Source organism: Pseudomonas sp. BP6, from assembly GCF_017875935.1.
Lineage (GTDB): Bacteria > Pseudomonadota > Gammaproteobacteria > Pseudomonadales > Pseudomonadaceae > Aquipseudomonas > Aquipseudomonas putida_Y.
This window is the reverse complement of sequence record NZ_JAGINI010000001.1, coordinates 1,483,101-1,502,869: the sequence shown is the minus strand read 5'-3', so window position 1 is coordinate 1,502,869 and position 19,769 is coordinate 1,483,101. Positions and strand designations below refer to the sequence as shown.

Annotated in this window: 19 protein-coding genes; 6 read left to right on the top strand and 13 right to left on the bottom strand. The window is 62.3% G+C overall.

Going from position 1 to position 19,769, the window contains the following annotated elements; translation table 11 throughout:
- Window positions 1-132: 132 nt before the first annotated feature.
- From J3A98_RS06760 to J3A98_RS06750, 3 genes are all read right to left on the bottom strand, one after another.
- The gene (locus J3A98_RS06760) at window positions 133-1,110 is read right to left on the bottom strand and encodes a L,D-transpeptidase family protein (protein ID WP_176683940.1); all 978 of its coding nucleotides are present in this window, start codon (window positions 1,108-1,110) and stop codon (window positions 133-135) included.
- Window positions 1,111-1,223: 113 nt separating this feature from the next.
- Window positions 1,224-1,514, bottom strand: coding sequence for a hypothetical protein (locus J3A98_RS06755; protein WP_003250283.1), 291 nt, complete (start codon window positions 1,512-1,514; stop codon window positions 1,224-1,226).
- 58 nt (window positions 1,515-1,572) lie between these two features.
- On the bottom strand, window positions 1,573-2,178 hold the full coding sequence (locus J3A98_RS06750) for an arylesterase (protein WP_176683941.1): 606 nt from the start codon (window positions 2,176-2,178) through the stop codon (window positions 1,573-1,575).
- A 10-nt stretch (window positions 2,179-2,188) separates the two neighbouring features.
- Here J3A98_RS06750 and J3A98_RS06745 point away from each other — a divergent pair, with 10 nt between their 5' ends.
- Window positions 2,189-2,875, top strand: coding sequence for an ABC transporter ATP-binding protein (locus tag J3A98_RS06745; protein ID WP_021782890.1), 687 nt, complete (start codon window positions 2,189-2,191; stop codon window positions 2,873-2,875).
- Window positions 2,872-5,379 carry an FtsX-like permease family protein gene (locus J3A98_RS06740; protein ID WP_176683942.1) on the top strand — a complete coding sequence of 836 codons (2,508 nt, stop codon included), beginning with the start codon at window positions 2,872-2,874 and terminating at the stop codon, window positions 5,377-5,379. Before J3A98_RS06745 ends, J3A98_RS06740 begins: the two co-directional genes overlap by 4 nt.
- A 97-nt stretch (window positions 5,380-5,476) precedes the next feature.
- Here the strand turns inward: J3A98_RS06740 and greB are convergent, their stop codons facing one another.
- The 4 genes from greB to J3A98_RS06720 all read right to left on the bottom strand — a co-directional run bounded on the left by greB (window position 5,477) and on the right by J3A98_RS06720 (window position 8,490).
- Entirely contained in the window at window positions 5,477-5,965 is a 489-nt protein-coding gene (gene greB, locus J3A98_RS06735) for a transcription elongation factor GreB (protein WP_209964877.1), read from the bottom strand.
- 11 nt (window positions 5,966-5,976) lie between these two features.
- A complete protein-coding gene (locus J3A98_RS06730) occupies window positions 5,977-6,285 on the bottom strand; it encodes a hypothetical protein (protein ID WP_176683944.1) in 309 nt (102 codons plus the stop codon).
- Between the two features lie 248 nt (window positions 6,286-6,533).
- Window positions 6,534-6,971 carry a DoxX family protein gene (locus J3A98_RS06725; RefSeq protein ID WP_010953281.1) on the bottom strand — a complete coding sequence of 146 codons (438 nt, stop codon included), beginning with the start codon at window positions 6,969-6,971 and terminating at the stop codon, window positions 6,534-6,536.
- A 112-nt stretch (window positions 6,972-7,083) separates the two neighbouring features.
- Window positions 7,084-8,490: a transglycosylase SLT domain-containing protein gene (locus J3A98_RS06720; RefSeq protein ID WP_176683945.1), complete on the bottom strand. Its 1,407-nt coding sequence runs from the start codon at window positions 8,488-8,490 to the stop codon at window positions 7,084-7,086.
- 157 nt (window positions 8,491-8,647) lie between these two features.
- On the opposite strand from J3A98_RS06720, the gene J3A98_RS06715 reads away from it, so the two are divergent.
- From J3A98_RS06715 to J3A98_RS06705, 3 genes are all read left to right on the top strand, one after another.
- Entirely contained in the window at window positions 8,648-9,445 is a 798-nt protein-coding gene (locus J3A98_RS06715) for a TatD family hydrolase (protein WP_176683946.1), read from the top strand.
- A 126-nt stretch (window positions 9,446-9,571) separates the two neighbouring features.
- The gene (locus tag J3A98_RS06710; RefSeq protein ID WP_209964875.1) at window positions 9,572-11,050 is read left to right on the top strand and encodes a methyl-accepting chemotaxis protein; all 1,479 of its coding nucleotides are present in this window, start codon (window positions 9,572-9,574) and stop codon (window positions 11,048-11,050) included.
- A gap of 75 nt (window positions 11,051-11,125) precedes the next feature.
- Window positions 11,126-11,494, top strand: a complete 369-nt coding sequence (locus J3A98_RS06705; RefSeq protein WP_176683948.1) for an Mpo1-like protein — start codon at window positions 11,126-11,128, stop codon at window positions 11,492-11,494.
- Between the two features lie 41 nt (window positions 11,495-11,535).
- Here J3A98_RS06705 and J3A98_RS06700 read toward each other — a convergent pair whose 3' ends face one another.
- The 3 genes from J3A98_RS06700 to J3A98_RS06690 form a co-directional block, all read right to left on the bottom strand.
- Window positions 11,536-12,333, bottom strand: a complete 798-nt coding sequence (locus J3A98_RS06700) for a thioesterase family protein (protein ID WP_209964873.1) — start codon at window positions 12,331-12,333, stop codon at window positions 11,536-11,538.
- A 77-nt stretch (window positions 12,334-12,410) separates the two neighbouring features.
- Window positions 12,411-13,190: a CHAD domain-containing protein gene (locus tag J3A98_RS06695; RefSeq protein ID WP_176683950.1), complete on the bottom strand. Its 780-nt coding sequence runs from the start codon at window positions 13,188-13,190 to the stop codon at window positions 12,411-12,413.
- Window positions 13,191-13,204: 14 nt separating this feature from the next.
- Window positions 13,205-13,483 carry a hypothetical protein gene (locus J3A98_RS06690; RefSeq protein WP_176683951.1) on the bottom strand — a complete coding sequence of 93 codons (279 nt, stop codon included), beginning with the start codon at window positions 13,481-13,483 and terminating at the stop codon, window positions 13,205-13,207.
- Window positions 13,484-13,660: 177 nt separating this feature from the next.
- Here J3A98_RS06690 and J3A98_RS06685 point away from each other — a divergent pair, with 177 nt between their 5' ends.
- Window positions 13,661-14,701: a patatin-like phospholipase family protein gene (locus J3A98_RS06685; protein ID WP_176683952.1), complete on the top strand. Its 1,041-nt coding sequence runs from the start codon at window positions 13,661-13,663 to the stop codon at window positions 14,699-14,701.
- 115 nt (window positions 14,702-14,816) lie between these two features.
- On the opposite strand, the gene J3A98_RS06680 is transcribed toward J3A98_RS06685, so the two are convergent.
- The 3 genes from J3A98_RS06680 to lon all read right to left on the bottom strand — a co-directional run bounded on the left by J3A98_RS06680 (window position 14,817) and on the right by lon (window position 19,691).
- A complete protein-coding gene (locus J3A98_RS06680; protein ID WP_209964870.1) occupies window positions 14,817-16,688 on the bottom strand; it encodes a SurA N-terminal domain-containing protein in 1,872 nt (623 codons plus the stop codon).
- 181 nt (window positions 16,689-16,869) lie between these two features.
- The gene (hupB, locus tag J3A98_RS06675; RefSeq protein ID WP_003250246.1) at window positions 16,870-17,142 is read right to left on the bottom strand and encodes a nucleoid-associated protein HU-beta; all 273 of its coding nucleotides are present in this window, start codon (window positions 17,140-17,142) and stop codon (window positions 16,870-16,872) included.
- A gap of 152 nt (window positions 17,143-17,294) precedes the next feature.
- Window positions 17,295-19,691, bottom strand: a complete 2,397-nt coding sequence (gene lon, locus J3A98_RS06670) for an endopeptidase La (RefSeq protein WP_209964868.1) — start codon at window positions 19,689-19,691, stop codon at window positions 17,295-17,297.
- Window positions 19,692-19,769 lie beyond the last annotated feature (78 nt).

The following is a 19,769-nucleotide window of genomic DNA, read 5'->3' as shown; positions in this document are numbered from 1 at the left end:
TAATCCTCACGGATTGTTAAGAAGCCGACCCACTTGTGGGTCGGCTTTTTTATTGCCTTTGAAACCGGCAAACGCGGCCAGCAGGTACGAAAAGGCCTGCACTAAGGCAGGACTGGGTGTGTCGAAATTACCTTACTGCAGTTCGGGCGGAATGCTCGTCACCATCGGTGCGCCCGCCTGGTTATCCACCGGCACGGCAATTTCTACCGGCATACCATCTTCAGCGGCCACCACATCACGCACCATGTCCCAGTTCATGCGTAGGTTATTGGCCAGGTCTTCGCGCTTGAGCAAGGTATTGATAACGGCGGTGTGTTTGTCGACCACCGACGGGTTGCCGTGGTCATCCAGCGGCGTGTGTGCCTCAAGATAGACCTTGCCGCCACTGATACCGAACTTGTAAGGCTCGTTGATGATGCGCACCGGAGTCCCTACCGGCACCATCTTCGACAGTTCAAGCACGTTATTGTTGAACATGCGGAAGCAGCCGTGACTGGTGCGCATGCCAATGCCGAACTTCTTGTTCGAACCATGGATCAGGTAGCCCGGCACGCCCAAGGTGAACTTGAACGGCCCAAGCGGGTTGTCCGGGCCAGCCGGCACGACGGTCGGCAGGATGTCACCGTCAGCTGCGTGCTCTTTGCGAATCGAAGCGGGCGGCGTCCAGGTCGGGTTGGGCGTCTTGGCGGTGATCCTGGTGTTGGCGATCGGCGACCCCCAACCCTCGCGACCAATACCCAGCGGGAAGGTGTACACCACGCTTTGCCCCTTAGGGAAGTAGTACAAGCGGTACTCGGCCAGGTTGATGACGATGCCTTCGCGCGGGCCCGGCGGCAGGACGAAACGGGTCGGCAGGATGATCTCGGTGCCGGCGCCCGGCAGCCAAGGGTCCACGCCCGGGTTGGCGGCGATCATTTCCAGGTAGCCAAGGTCGTTTGCGGTGCCGATATCGGCGAACGTGTCCTCGTACTTTGCCTTGATCACATGCACCTGGCCGACGATGTCTTCACCGGGCGGTGGCAGTGGCAGCTCCAGCGCAGCAGCGGGGCCCGCTACCAACAGGGCGGCCAGGGACAGGCTACGGGTGACGGCAGGAAAGCGCGGCAACATCCGGTAAATCCTTCGAAAGGTGGGTCAAGAGGATCGATTGTACACCCGCGCCGATGCAAGCGGGAGGCATTGGCACGTTGCAAACGTTTCAGATGATGAAAGGCGCTTGTCGTTCAGCTGCCGTGCAGCTCTGGCCACACCGGGCGCATGCCACGTCGCTGGGCATCGAGGATGGCACGGCACAGCTCACACAGGCGGCCATCGCGATAGATCGATCGCGGCACCCCCGACCAACGCGGCTGGGCTGGCAGCAGGCCGCCGCACAAAGTACGGTCGACCGGCACGCCCAGCTCAAGCTGGCGGGCCACGAGGTGGACGCGAATTTCCTGGCAGGCGAACAGGTCGAGCTGCTCATCGGGCTCGATCAGTTGATAGGCATACAGGGACCAGGCAGGGCGCGGCATTTGGAGCACTCGAAACGGGGGGCGCAACATTAGCCGAAAGGCGTCCCCGTTTAAAGCGTCACAGCAAGGGTTTTATCGCTGGCCAGGCATTTTCCAGCAGCCGCTGCTGAGCACCCTGGGCCGGATGGATGCCATCAGCCTGCATCAACTCAGGTACACCCCCTACCCCTTCGAGGAAAAACGGCACCAAAGGAACCTGTTTGTCCACCGCCAGCTGTTCATACACCTTGGCAAATGCAGTGGTGTAACGCACACCATAATTGGGCGGCAGGCGCATGCCCAAGAGCAGCACCTTGGCACCTGCCTCGCGCGAGTGCTCGATCATCGAGGCAAGATTTTGTTGCAATTGAGCAGGCGGCTGCCCGCGCAGACCATCGTTGCCGCCCAGCTCCAGCACCACCAGGCTTGGTTTATGTGCTGCAAGCAGCGCCGGCAGCCGCGCCTGGCCGCCTGCGCTGGTGTCGCCACTGATTGACGCATTGACCACTTTATCGTCAAAACCTTCCTCCCTGAGGCGGGCCTGCAAGAGAGACACCCAGCCCTGGCGGCTATCCAGGCCAAAACCGGCACTGATACTATCGCCAACAATCAGCAGTGTTCCTGCCGCTGCGCTCTGGGCCAGGCAATACAGGGCCAGACCGGCACTCAACCACCACACTCGCATCGGATTCTCCATGAGCCCCAGCATTCTCGTTGCGCAGAACCTTAGCAAAGTGGTCCCCAGCGCGGAAGGTGACCTCACCATCCTCCACGCGCTTTCTCTCGACCTGGCCCAAGGCGACAGCCTGGCCATCGTCGGCGCCTCGGGCTCCGGCAAATCGACCCTGCTCGGCCTGCTCGCCGGCCTCGACCGGCCCAGCGCCGGCAAAGTCATGCTCGCCGGCCACGACCTGGGGCCACTGGATGAAGACCAGCGTGCCCGTGTGCGTGCCGAACATGTGGGCTTCGTGTTCCAGTCGTTCCAGCTGCTCGACAGCCTCAATGCCCTTGAAAATGTCATGCTGCCACTGGAACTGGACGGCCGCCGCGATGCCCGCGAACAGGCTCGCACCTTGCTGGAACGGGTCGGCCTGGGCAAGCGCCTGAGCCACACACCTCGGCAGTTGTCGGGCGGCGAGCAGCAACGCGTGGCAATCGCCCGCGCCTTCGCCGCGCAGCCTGCGGTGCTGTTTGCCGATGAGCCCACCGGCAACCTCGACAGCCACACCGGCGAGCGCATCAGCGACTTGTTGTTCGAGCTGAACAAGGAGCGCGGCACTACCTTGGTGCTGGTCACCCATGACGAACGCCTGGCCCGCCGCTGCCGGCGCCAGATCCGGCTGGACGCGGGCCGCCTTGTGGCGCCGATGGAGGCCCGGTGAGCCATATGCCGCTGTCCCGCTTGTGTCGCCTGGCACTGCGCCAGTTGCTGCGCGATGTTCGCGCCAGTGAAGTGCGCGTGCTGTTCTTTGCCCTGTTGGTGGCGGTAGCCGCCAGCACCGCCATCGGCTATTTCGGCGCCCGCCTCAACGGCGCCATGCAGCTGCGTGCCAGCGAGTTCCTTGGCGCCGACCTGGTACTGCAGGGCAGCGCCCCGGCCCGCGGACAACAGCTCGATGCCGGCAAGGCACTGGGCTTGCGCCATGCACACGTGGTCGAGTTCACCAGCGTGGTCGGCGGTGACAATGGCATCCAGCTGTCCAGCGTCAAGGCCGCCGACGGCGCCTACCCATTGCGCGGGCAAGTACGCAGCGCTCCGGCACCCTATGCCGAAGAAACACCCGGCGGCGGCCCTGCCCGTGGCGAGGTGTGGGTAGAACCGCGCCTGTTGGCGGCACTGGGGCTGGCGATCGGCGACAGCATCGACGTGGGCATGAAATCCCTGCGCATGAGCCGTGTGCTTACCTACGAACCGGACCGCGCCAACAACTTCTACAGCCTTACCCCGCGCGTGATGATGAACCTGGCCGACCTGGAAGCCACCGGTGTGATCCAGCCGGGTAGCCGGGTCACCTACCGCGACCTGTGGCGCGGCGATGCCGAGGCGCTGGCGCAGTACCGTCAGGCCGTGGAAAAAGACCTGGCCGCCAACCAGCGCCTGCGTGACACTCGCGATGGCAACCAGCAGATCGGCGGCGCCTTGGGCAAAGCCGAGCGCTACCTGAACATGGCCAGCCTGGTGGCTGTGCTGCTGGCAGGCGTAGCCGTGGCTCTGTCGGCCAGCCGCTATGCTGCACGCCGGCTGGACGCCAGCGCCCTGCTGCGCTGCCTGGGCCTGTCGCGCCACCAGGCGTTGGGCCTGTATTGCCTGCAACTGGCCATGCTCGGACTGGTCGCTGCCCTGGCCGGCGCCCTGCTCGGCTGGCTGGCTCAGCTGGGCCTGTTCCGCCTGCTGCACGGCTTGCTGCCGAGCGTGGTGCCCGCCGGCGGCATCATTCCAGCGCTGGCAGGTATCGGTACCGGGTTGGTGGCACTGGCTGGCTTCGCCCTGCCGCCGATTGCAGCGCTGGGCCAGGTGCCGCCACTGCGCGTGCTGCGCCGTGACCTGCTGCCGATACCTGCGCGCAGTTGGTTGGTGTACGGCGCCGCCCTCCTCGCCCTGGGCCTCATCATGTGGCGCCTGAGCCTCGACCTGCTGCTCACCTTCGCCCTGCTCGGTGGCGGCCTGGTCGCTGCACTTCTGCTCGGCGGGCTGCTGTTGCTCGGTTTACGCAGCCTGCGCCAACTGCTGGCCGGAGCGCCACTCACCTGGCGTCTGGGGCTGGGCCAGCTATTACGCCACCCCATGGCTGCGGCTGGCCAGGCACTGGCCTTCGGCCTGATACTGCTGGCCATGGCCTTGGTCGCCCTGCTGCGCGCAGAGCTGCTCGACACCTGGCAAGCACAGTTACCCAAGGATGCGCCTAACCACTTCGCCCTGAACATCCTGCCAGATGACCGTGAGCTGTTCGCTCAACGCCTGCACCAGGTCAATGCCGCTTCGGCACCGCTCTACCCAGTAACACCCGGACGCTTGGTGCAAATCAACGAAAAACCGGTACAGCAGATGGTCAGCAAGGACTCGGCAGGCGAGCGCGCGGTGCAGCGCGACCTTAGCCTGACCTGGGCCGCCGAGTTACCCGAAGGCAATGTGTTGAGCGCCGGCAGCTGGTGGCAAGCCTTGCCAGCCGACAACGACATCCCCGGGGTTTCGGTGGAAGCGGAACTGGCCAGCAGCCTGAAACTGCAGATGGGCGACCTGCTGACGTTCGATATTGGCGGGCAGCAACGCCAAGCCCGCGTGAGCAGCTTGCGCAGCGTGCATTGGGACAGCTTCCAGCCGAACTTCTACATGATCTTCCAGCCCGGTACGCTGCAGGGGCTGCCGACCACTTACCTGACCAGCTTCTATTTGGCACCGGGGCATGACCTGGATGTAGTGGCACTGTCACGGGCGTTTCCGGCGGTGACCATCCTGCAGGTGGATGCCTTGCTCGACCAGCTGCGCAGCATCCTCGCCCAGGTCACCCTGGCGGTGGAGTATGTGCTGCTTTTCGTGCTGGCCGCCGGGCTGGCCGTGCTGTTCGCTGGCTTGCAGGCCACGCTGGACGAGCGCATTCGCCAAGGCGCACTGCTGCGGGCATTGGGTGCGGCGCGGCCGTTGCTGGTCAAGGCACGGCGTATCGAGTTCGGCCTGCTGGGTGCGGCCAGCGGGCTATTGGCGGCCGTGGGCTGCGAACTGATTACCTGGGTACTGTATCGTTATGCCTTCGACTTGCAGTGGAGCCCGCACCCGTGGTTGCTGGTGTTGCCGCTGGCGGGGGCGCTGCTGGTGGGTGGTGCGGGGGTGCTGGGAACGCGGCGGGCGCTGAATGCCAGCCCGCTGGCGGTGTTGCGCGAGGCTTGAGGCCTGGCTGTCAGAGCTTCTGCAGGACCGACCCTGAGGGCTGGGCGATTCCTTAAAAGGACAGCACATGCCTCAGGGCGGCGCAAAACGGGCCCAGTCAGTCCGTCGAGACGCCCTGGCCGTAACTGATGCTGCTCACATACCAGGTCGCTTCACCGGTAGGTGTATGCACCACCACCTCATCACCCTCCTCCTTCTTCAACAAGGCGCGAGCCATGGGCGAATCGATCGAAATGTAATCGTTGCGCCCGTAGATCTCGTCGTAGCCGACAATGCGAAACTTCATGGTCTCGCCCTCGTCGTTCTCGATCTCAACCCAGGCACCGAAAAATACTTTACCTTCCTGCTCAGGCGAATAGGCCACCACTTTCACATCTTCAAGACGCTTGCGCAGGTACCGCACCCTGCGGTCGATTTCGCGCAGCAGCTTCTTGTTGTACTGGTAGTCCGCGTTCTCGCTGCGGTCACCCAACGACGCCGCCCAGGCAACCTTTTGGGTGATTTCCGGGCGATAAACCCGCCACAGGTGGTCCAGCTCTTTCTTCAGTGCCTCATGGCCTTCTGTGGTAATGATATTGGTGCTCAATAGCGCATTCCTCAGCGGCGGGTAATCAGGCCTTGACGCGCGATGCGGGTAAGATGGCCTATGACTTCGGCGGCCTCATCCGGCACCGGCGCCTGGATCACAGCCAGATCGAAACGGTCATTGCCATACTGCGCGAGGTGGCAGCCGCTATCGGCAAACTGGATCAGAAAGGCACGTGCCTGCCCCTTGCGCCGTGACAGGCCTTCAAGATGACGCAAAAGGGTGGGCTGATGCCGACCGCCGAGCAGGATGCGCGGTGTACGGGACGCCTGGCTGGCAGGCAAAGGGCTCAAACAGACACTGGTACGTGGGCAACTCATGGAGTTTCTCTCCGCCTCGCGAATCCCGCTGGGCAGCGGTGGGAGGCGTCACCGAACCAGCGCTTTAGCGGTATTTCGGACGACCCGGAGGTGGGGCTTTCCTGCGCCCCGCAAGTAGCTGTTTAAATCGGCGCAGGCGGTATGCTAGAGCGATGAGCCCCAAGTTGCAAGCTACAAGCCGCAAGCAAGAACAAGCCGAGTATTGGCCCGCGCTTGCCTGCGGCTCGTTGCTCGCAGCATACAGGTGATTAGCGGGCGATCAGGCGGTCGAGCGAAAAGCGGCCGGCGCCTTCGATCATGACTGCAACAGTGCCGGCCAACAGCGCCAGGGCGAACTCATAGCCGTTGTTGGACATGAACAGGCCGTTGCCGATGTGCACCGAAACGATCGCCACTATCAAGGTCACCGTCAGCGCCAGGGCCGCCGGGCGAGCCAGCAGGCCGACCACCAAGGCCAGGCCACCGAAGAATTCGGCACTGCCGGACAGCAAGGCCATCAGATAACCCGGCGCCAGGCCGATGCTTTCCATCCATTGGCCGGTGCCTTCCAGGCCGTAGCCGCCGAACAGGCCGAAGAGTTTTTGCGCACCATGGGCCATGAAGATGATGCCGACCAGGATGCGGATAACGCTTAGGCCTGCGCCAGCACGAGTAGAGAACAGTGCGTTGAGGGTAGTGTTGTTCATGTGGAAGCGTCCTTGAAGCGAAGCAGTTGTGTTGGGATGGGCGCCATCATAATCAATTCAATAGATATGAAAATCGCAAAAAACCCAACATAACAATCGATGTAATCGATTATTAACGCTTCGCTACGCGCTCCAGTGCTGTGCGTTCGCGGTTGAACGCCAGGTAGTACTTGTTGATGCTATTGACGAAATTGACCGGTCCCATCCCCACCTGCTCCATGGCGATACGCTCGGTCTGGAAGAACCACTGGTTACCGTTGAGCCCTCGCCGTCGGGCCTCTGCGCGCATGGCCTGAACCCGCTCGGGGCCAAGGTTGTAGGCTGCCAGCACAAAGGCCATGCGCTCACGCTCATTGATCTTGGCACTGGCAAAAAACTTGCGCCGGATAAGCGCCAGATAACGGGCACTGGCCAGGACATTGCCATCTACCGTCGCGGTATTGCTCACCCCTACCCGCTGGGCCGCCGCGGGGGTAATCTGCATCAGGCCATGGGCACCGCCAGTGCCGCGTGCAGCCGGGTTGAGCGTCGACTCCTTGAAGGCCAGTGCAGCCAGGTTGAGCCAGTCGATCTGTTGCGCCTGGCCGTGTTTCTGCAACACTGCCCGTACCGAGGCCAGACGCTGGCGGCCCTTGCTGGCCAACGGGTTGTGTACCCGGTACTGGCGGCGGTAGATACGCTCGAACGCCGCATCCTGGTTGTCTGGCGCGCGGTAACCTTGCAGAAAGTGATCGACTGTTGCCAACAGTTGCGGCGCATCACGCCCTACATACCAGCGCATGGCTTGCGGCGGCCCCAGGCGCACCCGGCTGTCCAGGCGCAAGCGCGGCATAACCCGGGCCCAACGCCGGGCAATGGGCTGCTCGACCACGGTCAGGTGGTAGATACCCGCCTGTACCATCTCCAGCACATCCTCCACCGCCAGTGTCGAATCGACCCACTCCACTTTGATCAGCGGCCGCTTGCGCAGTGCCAGTTGCTGGTTGACCTGCTGGATCAGCGGCCCGGCGGCACTGGCGCTGGTCAAGGCGACGGTACGCCCTGACAGCTGTTCGACCTTGCTGAAACTTCGCTCGCCTTTGCGCCCGACCAGCGTCAGCGGCACCTGGTCGAGTATCGGCGCACTGCTGCTGACAGCGCCCACCGTCGTGGGGTCAAGCAGCTCGCCTGGCGCGGCCAGGTCACCCTCGCCGCGGGCCAGGGCGCCCAACAACTGCTCCTTGGCTCGCGGGATGAGCTTTAGCTGAATCTGCTGGTCGTCGGCGGTACGAGCATTGAGGAAATGCTCCAAGGCACGCAGGCGATAATACTCGATGCCTACTGGCTCGCCCTTGACCTCCCCCGAGCTGTTGCGGCTCTGGTTGACCAGCACTCGCAGTACTTTGCTGGTGCGAATCTGCAGCAGGTCACGCACCTTGGCAGGCGGTATGTTCTGCTGTGGCCCCGGCGTACGCGCCTGGGCGGGGCCGGTAAAGATCAACCCGAGCGTCAGCAGAAAAATGAGCCAGCATCGCAGCATGCGAAAACGTGTCCGTGGTCGGTGAGCGGCATCCATGGGGTGCACCGCCAAGTGATGAACGACGGCAAATGACCACGGCAACAGCATGAAGTTCTTGGTTTTTTCAGAAAAACGCGGCATTTGCTATGCTGGCCGTCCCGCGGCACGAGACAGCACCATGCAACTGATCGATATCGGCGTCAACCTGACCAACAGCAGTTTCCATGACCAACAGGCAGCAATCGTCGAGCGCGCACTGGAGGCCGGCGTTACGCAAATGCTGCTGACAGGCACCAGCCTGGCGGTCAGCGAACAAGCGCTGGAGCTGTGCCAACAACTGGATGCCAGCGGCGCGCACCTCTTCGCCACGGCCGGCGTGCACCCTCACGATGCCAAGGCCTGGGATGCCGACAGCGAGCGCCAGTTGCGACTGTTGTTGAGTGAACCGCGCGTACGCGCTGTGGGCGAATGTGGCCTGGACTTCAACCGCGACTTTTCCCCTCGCCCGCTGCAGGAAAAAGCCCTGGAAGCCCAGCTGACACTGGCTGCGGAGCTGCGCCTGCCGGTGTTCCTGCACGAGCGCGATGCCAGCGAGCGCTTGCTGGCGATTCTCAAGGACTACCGCGACCACCTGGCCGGCGCGGTGGTGCACTGCTTTACCGGTGAGCGCGAGGCGCTGTTCGCCTACCTGGACCTGGACCTGCACATCGGCATTACCGGCTGGATCTGCGACGAACGCCGCGGTACTCACCTGCACCCGCTGGTGGGCAACATCCCTCAAGGCCGGCTGATGCTGGAAAGCGACGCACCCTATCTGCTGCCGCGCAGCTTGCGACCCAAGCCCAAGAGTGGGCGCAACGAGCCGGCGTTCTTGCCGGAGGTACTGCGCGAGGTGGCCTCGCATCGCGGTGAGTCAGCCGAGCACACGGCGGCGCATACCACGGCAACGGCGCGCGACTTTTTCCAGCTCCCCTGATTCTTGCGGGTTTCTGCGGGGCGGGTGAACGCCGTTGATATGCATCAACAAATCCCGTCGAGGATGCGGGCACAATGATGGCACCTTGCCAATATTGTTTCCGCTCAACTCAGAGAAGACCTGCCCATGGGTGCCTGGCTTAGCAATGTTTCCCTGAAGTACAAATTCTGGGCCGTCAACGCAGTGGCCTTTGTCACCACCTTGCTGCTGGTGCTGTACGCCGTGCACCTGGAGCAACGCGCACGTGCCGAGGCGGCTCAGAGCCAGGCGGCCGCACAAGCTCAGTTGCTGGCCGCCTGGCCAGCCGGGCAAGCACTGCCACGCCCGGCCAACGTCATCAGTTGGTCAACAGGGCAAACGCCAACCTACGCCGGGGAGGCGCTCGATGCCCTGCGCAACACCCAAGGCTGGGTAGAACTGCCGAGCGCCTGGATCCTCGGTGAAAACCCGCTGCGTGGCGCACAGGTGCTGCGCAACGGCGACCGGCAGTTGGCTGTGCTGGCTCAGTCCCCCAGTCTGCGTCAGGTTTTCTTCGATCGCTTCAGCAATTACGCGGTGTGTGTACTGATCCTGATGCTGGCCATGCTCGGCGCCTCCCAACTGCTGATCCGCTTCCTGCTCAGCCAGCTCAACACCCTCAAGGACGTGATGCTGCACGTGGAAAAAACCGGCGACCTGTCGGCCCGCGTACCACTGGCCAGTGGCGACGAGGTCGGCCAGATGGCCGGGGCCTTCAACGCCATGCAGTCCACCTATCACCGCGTGGTCAGCACCGTCGCCCACAGCGCAGCACAACTGGACTCGGGCGCTGCACGCCTGGCCGCCAGCATGAGCGACGTACGCCATGGCATGCTCGGCCAGCAGAGTGAGACCGACCAGGCCGCCACTGCCATCAACGAAATGTCGGCGACCGTGCACCACATCGCCCAGCACGCCGGTGCCACCCGCGATTTGTCACAAACCGCCGACACCTTGGCCGGCAGCGGCCAAGCGGTGGTCAGCCGAGTGCAGGATTCGATTTCCGGGCTTTCCAGCGGCGTGCAGCAAACTGCCGAGATGATTCGACAGCTAGCCGAAGACAGCCAGAAGATCAACGGTGTAGTCAGTGTGATCCACAGTATTGCCGAACAGACCAACTTGCTGGCGCTCAATGCTGCCATCGAAGCCGCGCGCGCCGGCGACCTCGGCCGAGGCTTTGCCGTGGTGGCCGATGAAGTGCGCAACCTGGCCAAACGCGTGCAAACCTCCACGGATGAAATCACTACCATGGTTTCGGCCCTGCAGTCGGGTACCCGCGATGCGGTGGAGTTCATGCAGGAAAGCTCGTACAAGGCCGACGACTGCGTGCGTCAGGCACAGGAAGCCGGTGAGGCGCTGGCTGAAATTACCGGTGCCGTGGCGCAGATGCGCGAAAGCAATACCCAGATCGCTGTAGCGGCCGAGCAGCAAAGCCAGGTAGCCGAGGAAATGAACCGCGCGGTGGTCAGCATCCGCGATGTCACCGAGCGGACCGTGCAGCAGACGGTCGGTTCGGCGACTACCAGCAGCGAACTGGCGACCCTGGCCGGCGAACTTAACAAGGCCATTGGCCAGCTCAAGCTATAGTCAGCATAGCTAGCCTCGATTGACCCCCACTCGGGGGCCGCACTAAGCTTTGGGCATGACCGAGAGGAAATCCCCATGAGCAAACGCCTGCCCAATCTTCCCGCCTGGCAATGGCGCGGCTATCACCACAATCACCGCCACCCGGCCAACCTGGTGCTGCACCTGATTGCTGTGCCGCTGTTCATTCTGGGGACACTACTGGTGCTGTCCGGCCTGTTCGGTTTCGACCTCGGCCAGATCGCGGTGGGTGTGATTGCCCTGGTCGCCGCGCTGGGCCTACAGCGCCAAGGGCACCGCCTTGAAGCCGAGCAGCCCGAGCCGTTCGCCAACCGCCAGGATGCCGTGCAGCGCTTACTGACCGAGCAGTTCATCACCTTTCCGCGCTTCGTGCTGAGCGGGGCCTGGTGGAAGGCCTGGCGGGAGCGGCACAAGCACCGACACTGAGTCAGTTGCCGGAGCACTCCTTGTGAGCAGCCTTGCAAGGGTCAGGCGAAAACGGTGACGGTCTGCCGGCTCAACGCCAACAACTCGCCCTGCGCCGTCCACAACGCCGCAGCAGCGTGCCCATAGCCATCCCGCGCATGCTCGGTCTCCACGCAGTACCGACACCAATCCAAGGTCGACAGCTTCGCTGTTGGCTGGATGAACTCGATGGTCCAGGTCAGCGTACTGCCCGCAGCGGGCTGCTTGAGAAACGGCATAAGGCTGGGCGGCCAGGCATCGACCAACGCCAGCACGTGCGCCTCGCTCACCGGTTCTTCCAGCACATCCCGCAAGCGTACCCAACCGCCCATCCTGCGCGACTGATTGCCACTGAACGGCAACCCGCCCACAGCCCAGCGCAGGGCAACATGCCGCATGAACTCAGGGGTAACGCCTTTGATATAGGGCAACTCCGGGGCCGCCTCGTCGAGCGCAGGCATTTCAATGGCCGGTAACGCCGGCACTTCCACCACCGAAGGCCGGCCCGCACCGAAATTGCCCTGCACCAAGGTCACCACCTGGCCAGCCTGAACGGCGCGGCCCAGCAGCGTGCTAACCGCCTTGCCTTCGCGCAAAACCTCCACCTCGAAGCGGATGGGTACATCCGCCGCCGCGGGTGCCACAAAGCTGATGGCCAATGAGCGTACCGGGCGGTTGTCGCAGATCTTGAGGCGCATGGATTCATACACCATGGCCGCCATCAAGCCGCCAAAAGCAGCGCGCCCCTGGGCCCAACTGGGCGGGATGCTGACGGAATCCGGGTTGGCCCGCACGGCGTCGAGCAGTTGGTTGAAATTCATTGGCCGGCTCCTGCCTGCAAAGGAAAAGGTCCGCTCATCCTAGCCAGCAAACCCCGGGGAATCAGCCCGCATATCGGTCATTTTCCGTGATAACGCCGCGTCAGTGCCTGTTGCAGGGCGTCCAGCGTCATATCTGACTGACGCTCCGCCTCATGCAGTTCCTGCTCCCAATCGGCCCTGCAGGGGAGCAGGTCGGCCTGGTCACGCGCTTGCAGCAGCCATTGCAGGCGGTCGTGCCAATCGCCCAGGTCGCCCTGTGCCTTTTTCAGCAGACGTTGCAGTTTTTTCCCAGCGTGATCGAGTTGCGGGTAGGCCTCATCACCATACCGCGCACGCTTGATCAGCAAACGCAGGCGGTGGCGATCGTGGGCCGGGTCCTGCAACGCTTCGTACAACTTGCGCCACTGCTTGACCAGACGCTTGTCGATGCGCTTGCCCAGCGACTTGACCAACCCCTCCCGGCCCGCCGCCCGCAGGAACAATGGAAAGGCGTCGAGAATCGCCAATACCCTGGCCAGCTGTGGGCTGGCAGCGACGCTGGCGAAGGTCCTGTCACGCCCCTGCAGACGCCGCTGCCCGGCTGCCGCATGACCGCGTCCGATCAGCTCGGCCGCCACTACCTCGCGATCACGCAAGGGCGTGGTAAGGGTACCCAGCGACCTTGCAGCATCCTCGAGCTGCTCCACGCCAGGCAGCCCACGCAGCGGCCTCAACAGACTGCGCAGGCGCCGCAAGGTGACACGCAGGTCGTGCAAGGCTTCGCTGTCGGTATTGGCAGCCAGGCGTTCACGACAGGCCAGCAACCGCACCTGCAAGGTCAGTATCTGGACAACTACATGGTCGAGCATGGCAGACATACGATGCTCCCTGATCAGCGCCCGGCGCGAGATTCGCGAATGTAGAAGCGGGCCTTTTCGGCTTTGCGGGTACAGCTTTCAAAGCCTTCGAACTGCTGCTGGGTCTTGGCCCCCGTCAGCAAAGACAAGGCTTTGGAGTAACTGACGGCACCGGCGAAGCCTTCGGCCTTGGCCAGGTCCAGCTCCTTCCAGGCGGCATCCAGCTGGGTCGCGCAGCTGTCACGGTAGGCCGTCTTGCCCGCGCAGCCAGCAAGGGCCAAGGCAATCAGTGGAAGGCAAATCCAGGCTTTCATCAGTAATACCTCTATGGAAAAACGGTGGCTGTTCGACGCGCCGACAGCTGGAAAGTGCCATGCCCAGCCGGCGTTGCCTGGCCAGTTTTATTACAGTAGCTCAGCACGATCTACATTGAAGCACAGGCAGCGATGGGTGCATTGTAGGACCATGATGGCACTGGCCGGGGAATGTTCATGAGTAAACGTGTGGCACTGGTACTGGGGTCGGGCGGAGCCCGAGGGTATGCGCACATCGGCGTAATAGAGGAAATCGAGCGCCGCGGCTACGACATAGCCTGCGTCGCGGGGTGTTCCATGGGTGCGGTGATTGGCGGTATCTATGCCGCTGGCAAGCTGGACGACTATCGCAACTGGATCGAGAGCCTCGACTACCTGGATGTGCTGCGCCTGGTCGACGTCAGCTTTCGCCTCGGTGCGATTCGCGGCGACAAGGTGTTCGGGCAGATCCGCAAGATCGTCGGCGAGATAAACATCGAGCAACTGCGCATCCCCTACACCGCAGTGGCCGCCGACCTAACCAACCAGCAGGAAATCTGGTTCCAGGAGGGTTGCCTGCACCAGGCCATGCGTGCCTCGGCGGCCATTCCCAGCCTGTTCACGCCGGTGATGCAAGGCAACCGTATGCTTGTCGACGGCGGCATTCTCAACCCGCTGCCAATCGTGCCTGTGGTGTCCAGCCATTGCGACCTGATCATCGCAGTCAACCTTAACGCCACCAACCAGAAGCAGTACCAGTTGCCGGTGATCGAGCGTCCGGCGGCCTTCAAGATGCGTTTTGACGCCTTGCTGAGCTCGCTGGGCTCACGCTTGCCATTCCGGCGTAAACCGGCGGAAGAGCTGATCCGCATCGAAAAGGAAATCGTCGCCGAAGGGTTGGCACCACCAAGTCCGTGGCTGACCGACAGCGCCGACCCGGAAAGCCAGCAATCAGCGGCGGCCCCGGAGCGCGAGGGCGCGCCTAAGTCGGCCACCGGTTCTTTCATCATCGACAACGTGGGGCCGGCCTCGCTGCTGGACTTGATCAACCAGAGCTTCGAGGTCATGCAGACTTCGTTGGCACAGTACAAGATTGCCGGCTATCCACCGGATGTGCTGATCAACGTGCCCAAGCGGGTGTGCCGGTTTTTCGAGTTCTACAAGGCGCCGGAGCTGATCGCCCTGGGGCGAGAGATTGCACGCGATACGCTGGATAGTTATGAAGGGGTGAAGCGGTAGAACCTGGTCGGCGCCGCCCCTGAGGCGGTGTGGTCTTCGACAATCACCGTCCGCGCGGCTGGCGAAAACGAAACAGGCCGCACGAAGCGGCCTGTTTCTTCATGCAACGAACACCTTAGTAACGAGTGATGTCTGCATTGGCTTCCAGCTGTTTGCGGTAAGCGGCAAAGTCCTGCTGGCCAGCACGTGACGCGAGGTAGCGGCGAATCTGCTGCTTCTCTTCGTCGGTGGCGGTAGCGCCTTCGTTCACACCCTTGAGCTGCAACACCACCAGGCTACCGTCACGCAGCACTACACTGCCGTAAACAGGCTTGCCCTTGGCTTGCGGCTTGCCCAGACGGAACAGTGCCTGCAGTTCGACCGGATCAATACCGTCCTCACCACGGGTGACGGCTTCATAGGCTTTCCAGCCTTGCCCTTCGTGCACGCTGCCTGCTGCGATGGAACCGTCGCGCAGGCCGGCAATCAGCTTGTCCGCCTTGGCCTTGAGCTCGGCAGTCGCCTTCTCTTTGGCCAGGTGCTCCCTGATGTTCTTGGCCACAGCTTCCAGCGGCAGTTGCTCTGGCTTGCGGTGCTCTTTGACGCGCAGCACCACGGTGGTCTCAGGGTCGAGTTCGATGGCGTTGCTGTTGGCACCCTCATCCAGCACTTCTTCTGAGAACGCAGCCTGCACCACCGAACGGTTCGCCGTAATGCCTTCACCACCCTCGCGGCCGAAGGCGGCGGAGGTGTGTACCTTGAGGTTCAGGTCCTGGGCCGGCTGAGCCAGGTCGGAAGCCTCGTAGGCAGCATCCTGCAACTGCTTGCTGGCGTCGACATAACGCTGCTCGACCAGCGGCATCTTCAGATCACGGGTCAGCTTGTCCTTCAAGCTGGCGAAGCTCGGTACTTCTGGCGCCTGCACGCCCAGCAGCTTGATCAGATGGTAGCCAAACTCGGTGCGCACCGGAGCAGATACCTGGCCATCCTGAAGCTTGTACAGCGCCTCTTCGAAGGCCGGGTCGTAGACGCCCGGGCCGGCGAAGCCGAGGTCACCACCGCTGTTGGCGGAGCCTGGGTCCTGGGAGAACTCCTTGGCCAGTGCGGCAAAGTCCTCACCCTTGGCCAGACGCTGCTCGATCTCTTCGGCGCGGGCCTTGGCCTGGGCGTCGGTGACCTTGTCGTTGACCTCGATGAGAATGTGCGCGGCATGACGCTGTTCAGCCAGGTTGGCGATTTCCTTCTCGTACTGAGCCTTGAGCTCTTCGTCGGTCACTTTGACCTGGTCGAAGAAGGCCGACTTCTTCAGCTCTATGTAGTCGATCACGACCTGGTCAGGCGACATGAACTCCTTGGCGTGCTGGTCGTAGTGCGCCTTGACCTCTTCGTCGCTGACCTTGACTGCGGCCGGGTCGGCCTTGAAGGTCAGGGAGGCGAAGTCGCGGGTCTGCTTTTCCAGGCGAGCAAAGGCATCGACCTGCTGATCGGTGACGAAGCTGCTACCGGCCAGGCCGGTGCGCAGTTGGCCGATGAGCATTTCCTCGCCAAGCATCTCGCGGAACTGCATGCGGCCGTAGCCCATCTGGCGGATCACCTGATCGAAACGCTCAGCGCTGAACTTGCCGTCCACCTGGAATTCAGGGGTCTGCAAGATCACCTGATCCAGTGCGGCGTCAGAGAAAGCGAACTTGGCATCTTCAGCGCCTTGTAGCAGCAGCTTGCGGCTGATCAGCCCCTTGAGTGCTTCTTCACGCAGCAACTTGTCATCCAGCAGCGCCGGGTCGAAATCCTTGCCCAACTGTTGCATCAGTTGACGGCGCTGCATCTCGGCCGCCTGGCTCAGTTCGTTCTGGCTGATGGTCTGGCCGTTCACCTTGGCGGCGTCCTGGCTATGAGTGGCGGCCTGGAAAATGGCTTCGAAACCGGTCAATGCCATCAACACGACGATAAGGCCGATGATGGTCTTGGCAATCCAACCTTGTGAATTGTCCCTGATATTTTGCAGCATGCGTCCCCCAGAAACGGCTGTACCACTGCGTCGACAACCGCGGAGCGTGGGTAGAATCCTGATAAAAGAAAGGCGCATCCGAGGATGCGCCTTTTCTTAGCAAACGTGTCAGGCGGGAACGTTTGCGCCCCGCCATCACCGTGCTCGGACCAGGCCAGGCCGGGCCCGGCTGAAAGACGACTTAGTTGACGGCGTCTTTCAGGCCTTTGCCTGCCTTGAAACCTGGAACCTTGGCGGCTTCGATCTTGATGGCCTTGCCGGTTTGCGGGTTGCGGCCGGTACGCTCGGCGCGCTCCTTGACCGAGAAGGTACCAAAGCCAACCAGTACCACATCGTCACCTTGCTTCAGGGCGCCGGTGACGGATTCGATGACTGCGTCCAGCGCACGGCCGGCTACAGCTTTCGGGATGTCAGCAGATGCGGCGATAGCGTCAATCAGTTCCGACTTGTTCACTCTAAGTCCCCTTATTTCTCTATTGAGTTTGTTTCTAAGTATGTAATGAAAAGCTTATGAAACGTGTGCTGGGCGGCCTGACGACAATAGCGTGCCGCTTTATAGCAAGGCCTCGAAAAAACTGTCAAGGAAAGCCCCCCAGCCGAAAACTACTAATGCGTGCTAATTCTTTCCTTGGCATCGCCGTCGCGCTTTTCATCTTTCGCGACAATCTCCGGAGCCACATCTGGCAAGGGCTCCGGGGCGTATTGCAGCGCAATTTGCAGGACTTCGTCAATCCATTTGACCGGTTTGATCTGAAGATCCTGTTTGATATTTTCAGGAATCTCCTTGAGATCGCGAACATTCTCCTCGGGAATGATCACCGTCTTGATCCCGCCACGGTGTGCCGCCAGCAGTTTTTCCTTCAACCCGCCAATGGCCAATACCTGGCCACGCAAGGTGATTTCGCCGGTCATGGCCACGTCGGCACGTACCGGGATCTGCGTCAGCGCCGACACCAATGCGGTGCACATGCCGATACCGGCACTAGGGCCGTCCTTCGGCGTGGCGCCCTCAGGCATGTGGATGTGCACGTCGTGCTTCTCGTGGAAGTCGGCGGCAATCCCCAGGCTGCGGGCGCGGCTGCGCACCACGGTCTGCGCGGCAGTAATCGACTCGACCATGACATCGCCCAGCGAGCCGGTCTTGATCAACTGGCCCTTGCCGGGGATGACCACGGCCTCGATGGTCAGCAACTCGCCGCCCACCTGGGTCCAGGCCAGGCCGGTAACCTGGCCGATCTGGTCCTGCTGCTCGGCAAGGCCATAGCGGAACTTGCGCACGCCCAGCAGGTGCTCCAGCTGCTCGCTGGCCACCTTGACCTTGACCTGCTTCTGCCCGGTATGTTCCTTGACCACCTTGCGGCAGACCTTGGCAATTTGCCGCTCCAGGCCCCGTACACCGGCTTCACGGGTGTAGTAGCGGATGATGTCGCGAATCGCCGAGACGTCGACTTCCAGCTCTTCCTTCTTCAAGCCGTTGGCCTTGACCTGCTTGGGCACCAGGTACTTGACCGCGATGTTGATCTTCTCGTCCTCGGTGTAGCCAGGCAGGCGGATGATTTCCATCCGGTCCAGCAGCGCCGGCGGGATGTTCATCGAGTTCGAGGTGCACAGGAACATCACGTCCGAGAGGTCATAGTCGACCTCCAGGTAGTGGTCGTTGAAGTTGTGGTTCTGCTCAGGGTCGAGCACTTCCAGCAGCGCCGAGGCCGGGTCACCGCGCATGTCGCTGCCCATCTTGTCGATCTCGTCGAGCAGGAACAACGGGTTGCGCACGCCCACCTTGGTCATCTTCTGGATCAGGCGACCCGGCATGGAACCGATATAGGTACGGCGGTGGCCACGGATCTCGGCCTCGTCACGCACGCCACCCAGGGCCATGCGCACGAACTTGCGGTTGGTGGCGGCAGCGATCGACTCGGCCAGCGAGGTCTTGCCGACGCCGGGTGGGCCGACCAGGCACAGCACCGGGCCGCGGATTTTCCTGACGCGCTTCTGCACGGCAAGGTACTCGAGGATGCGTTCCTTGACCTCTTCCAGGCCATAATGGTCGGCATCGAGGATTTCCTCGGCCTTGGTCAGGTCCAGACGCACCTTGCTCTGTGCCTTCCACGGCACCTGCACCAGCCAGTCGAGGTACGAGCGCACCACGGTAGCTTCGGCCGACATCGGAGACATTTGCTTGAGCTTGTTCAGCTCCGCCTGGGCCTTGGCCAGGGCATCTTTAGGTAGACCTGCGGCTTCGATGCGCTTTTTCAGCTCTTCGACTTCATTGTGGCCTTCGTCACCATCGCCAAGCTCTTTCTGAATGGCCTTCATCTGCTCATTCAGGTAGTACTCGCGCTGGCTGCGCTCCATCTGCTTCTTGACCCGGCCGCGAATGCGCTTTTCGACCTGCAGCAGGTCGATTTCGGCATCCAGCAGTGCCAGTACGTGCTCGACACGGGTAGTCAAGTCGACGATTTCAAGAATTTCCTGCTTCTGCTCGATCTTCAGGGCCATGTGCGCGGCCATGGTGTCGACCAGGCGCCCTGGCTCTTCGATGCTGTTCAGCGAAGACAGCACTTCGGCAGGCACTTTCTTGCCCAGCTGAACATACTGCTCGAACTGCGACAGCAGCGTGCGCACGAAGACTTCCGACTCGCGTTCGGCAGTGTCGGTTTCGTCGATGAGGGAGACTTCGGCACGGATGTGCCCTTCAACTTCGGAGAAGCGCTCGACCGCACCACGCTGCTCGCCTTCGACCAGCACCTTGACGGTGCCATCAGGCAGCTTCAGCAGTTGCAGCACGGTGGCAACGGTACCGACGCGGTACAGGGCGTCCTCACCCGGGTCGTCGTCGGCTGGATTCTTCTGGGCCAGCAGAAGGATCTGCTTTTCGCCCGTCATCGCCGCCTCGAGGGCTTCGATGGACTTTTCACGCCCCACGAACAGCGGGATAACCATGTGCGGGTAAACAACGACATCGCGCAATGGCAAAAGAGGCAAGTCGAGGGTGGTCTTCATGATTTCGCCTCTACAGCGGCCTTATGGCCGGAAACCGGTGGAAATGATGCTTGGACCTAATGTGGGGGCACGCTTGGG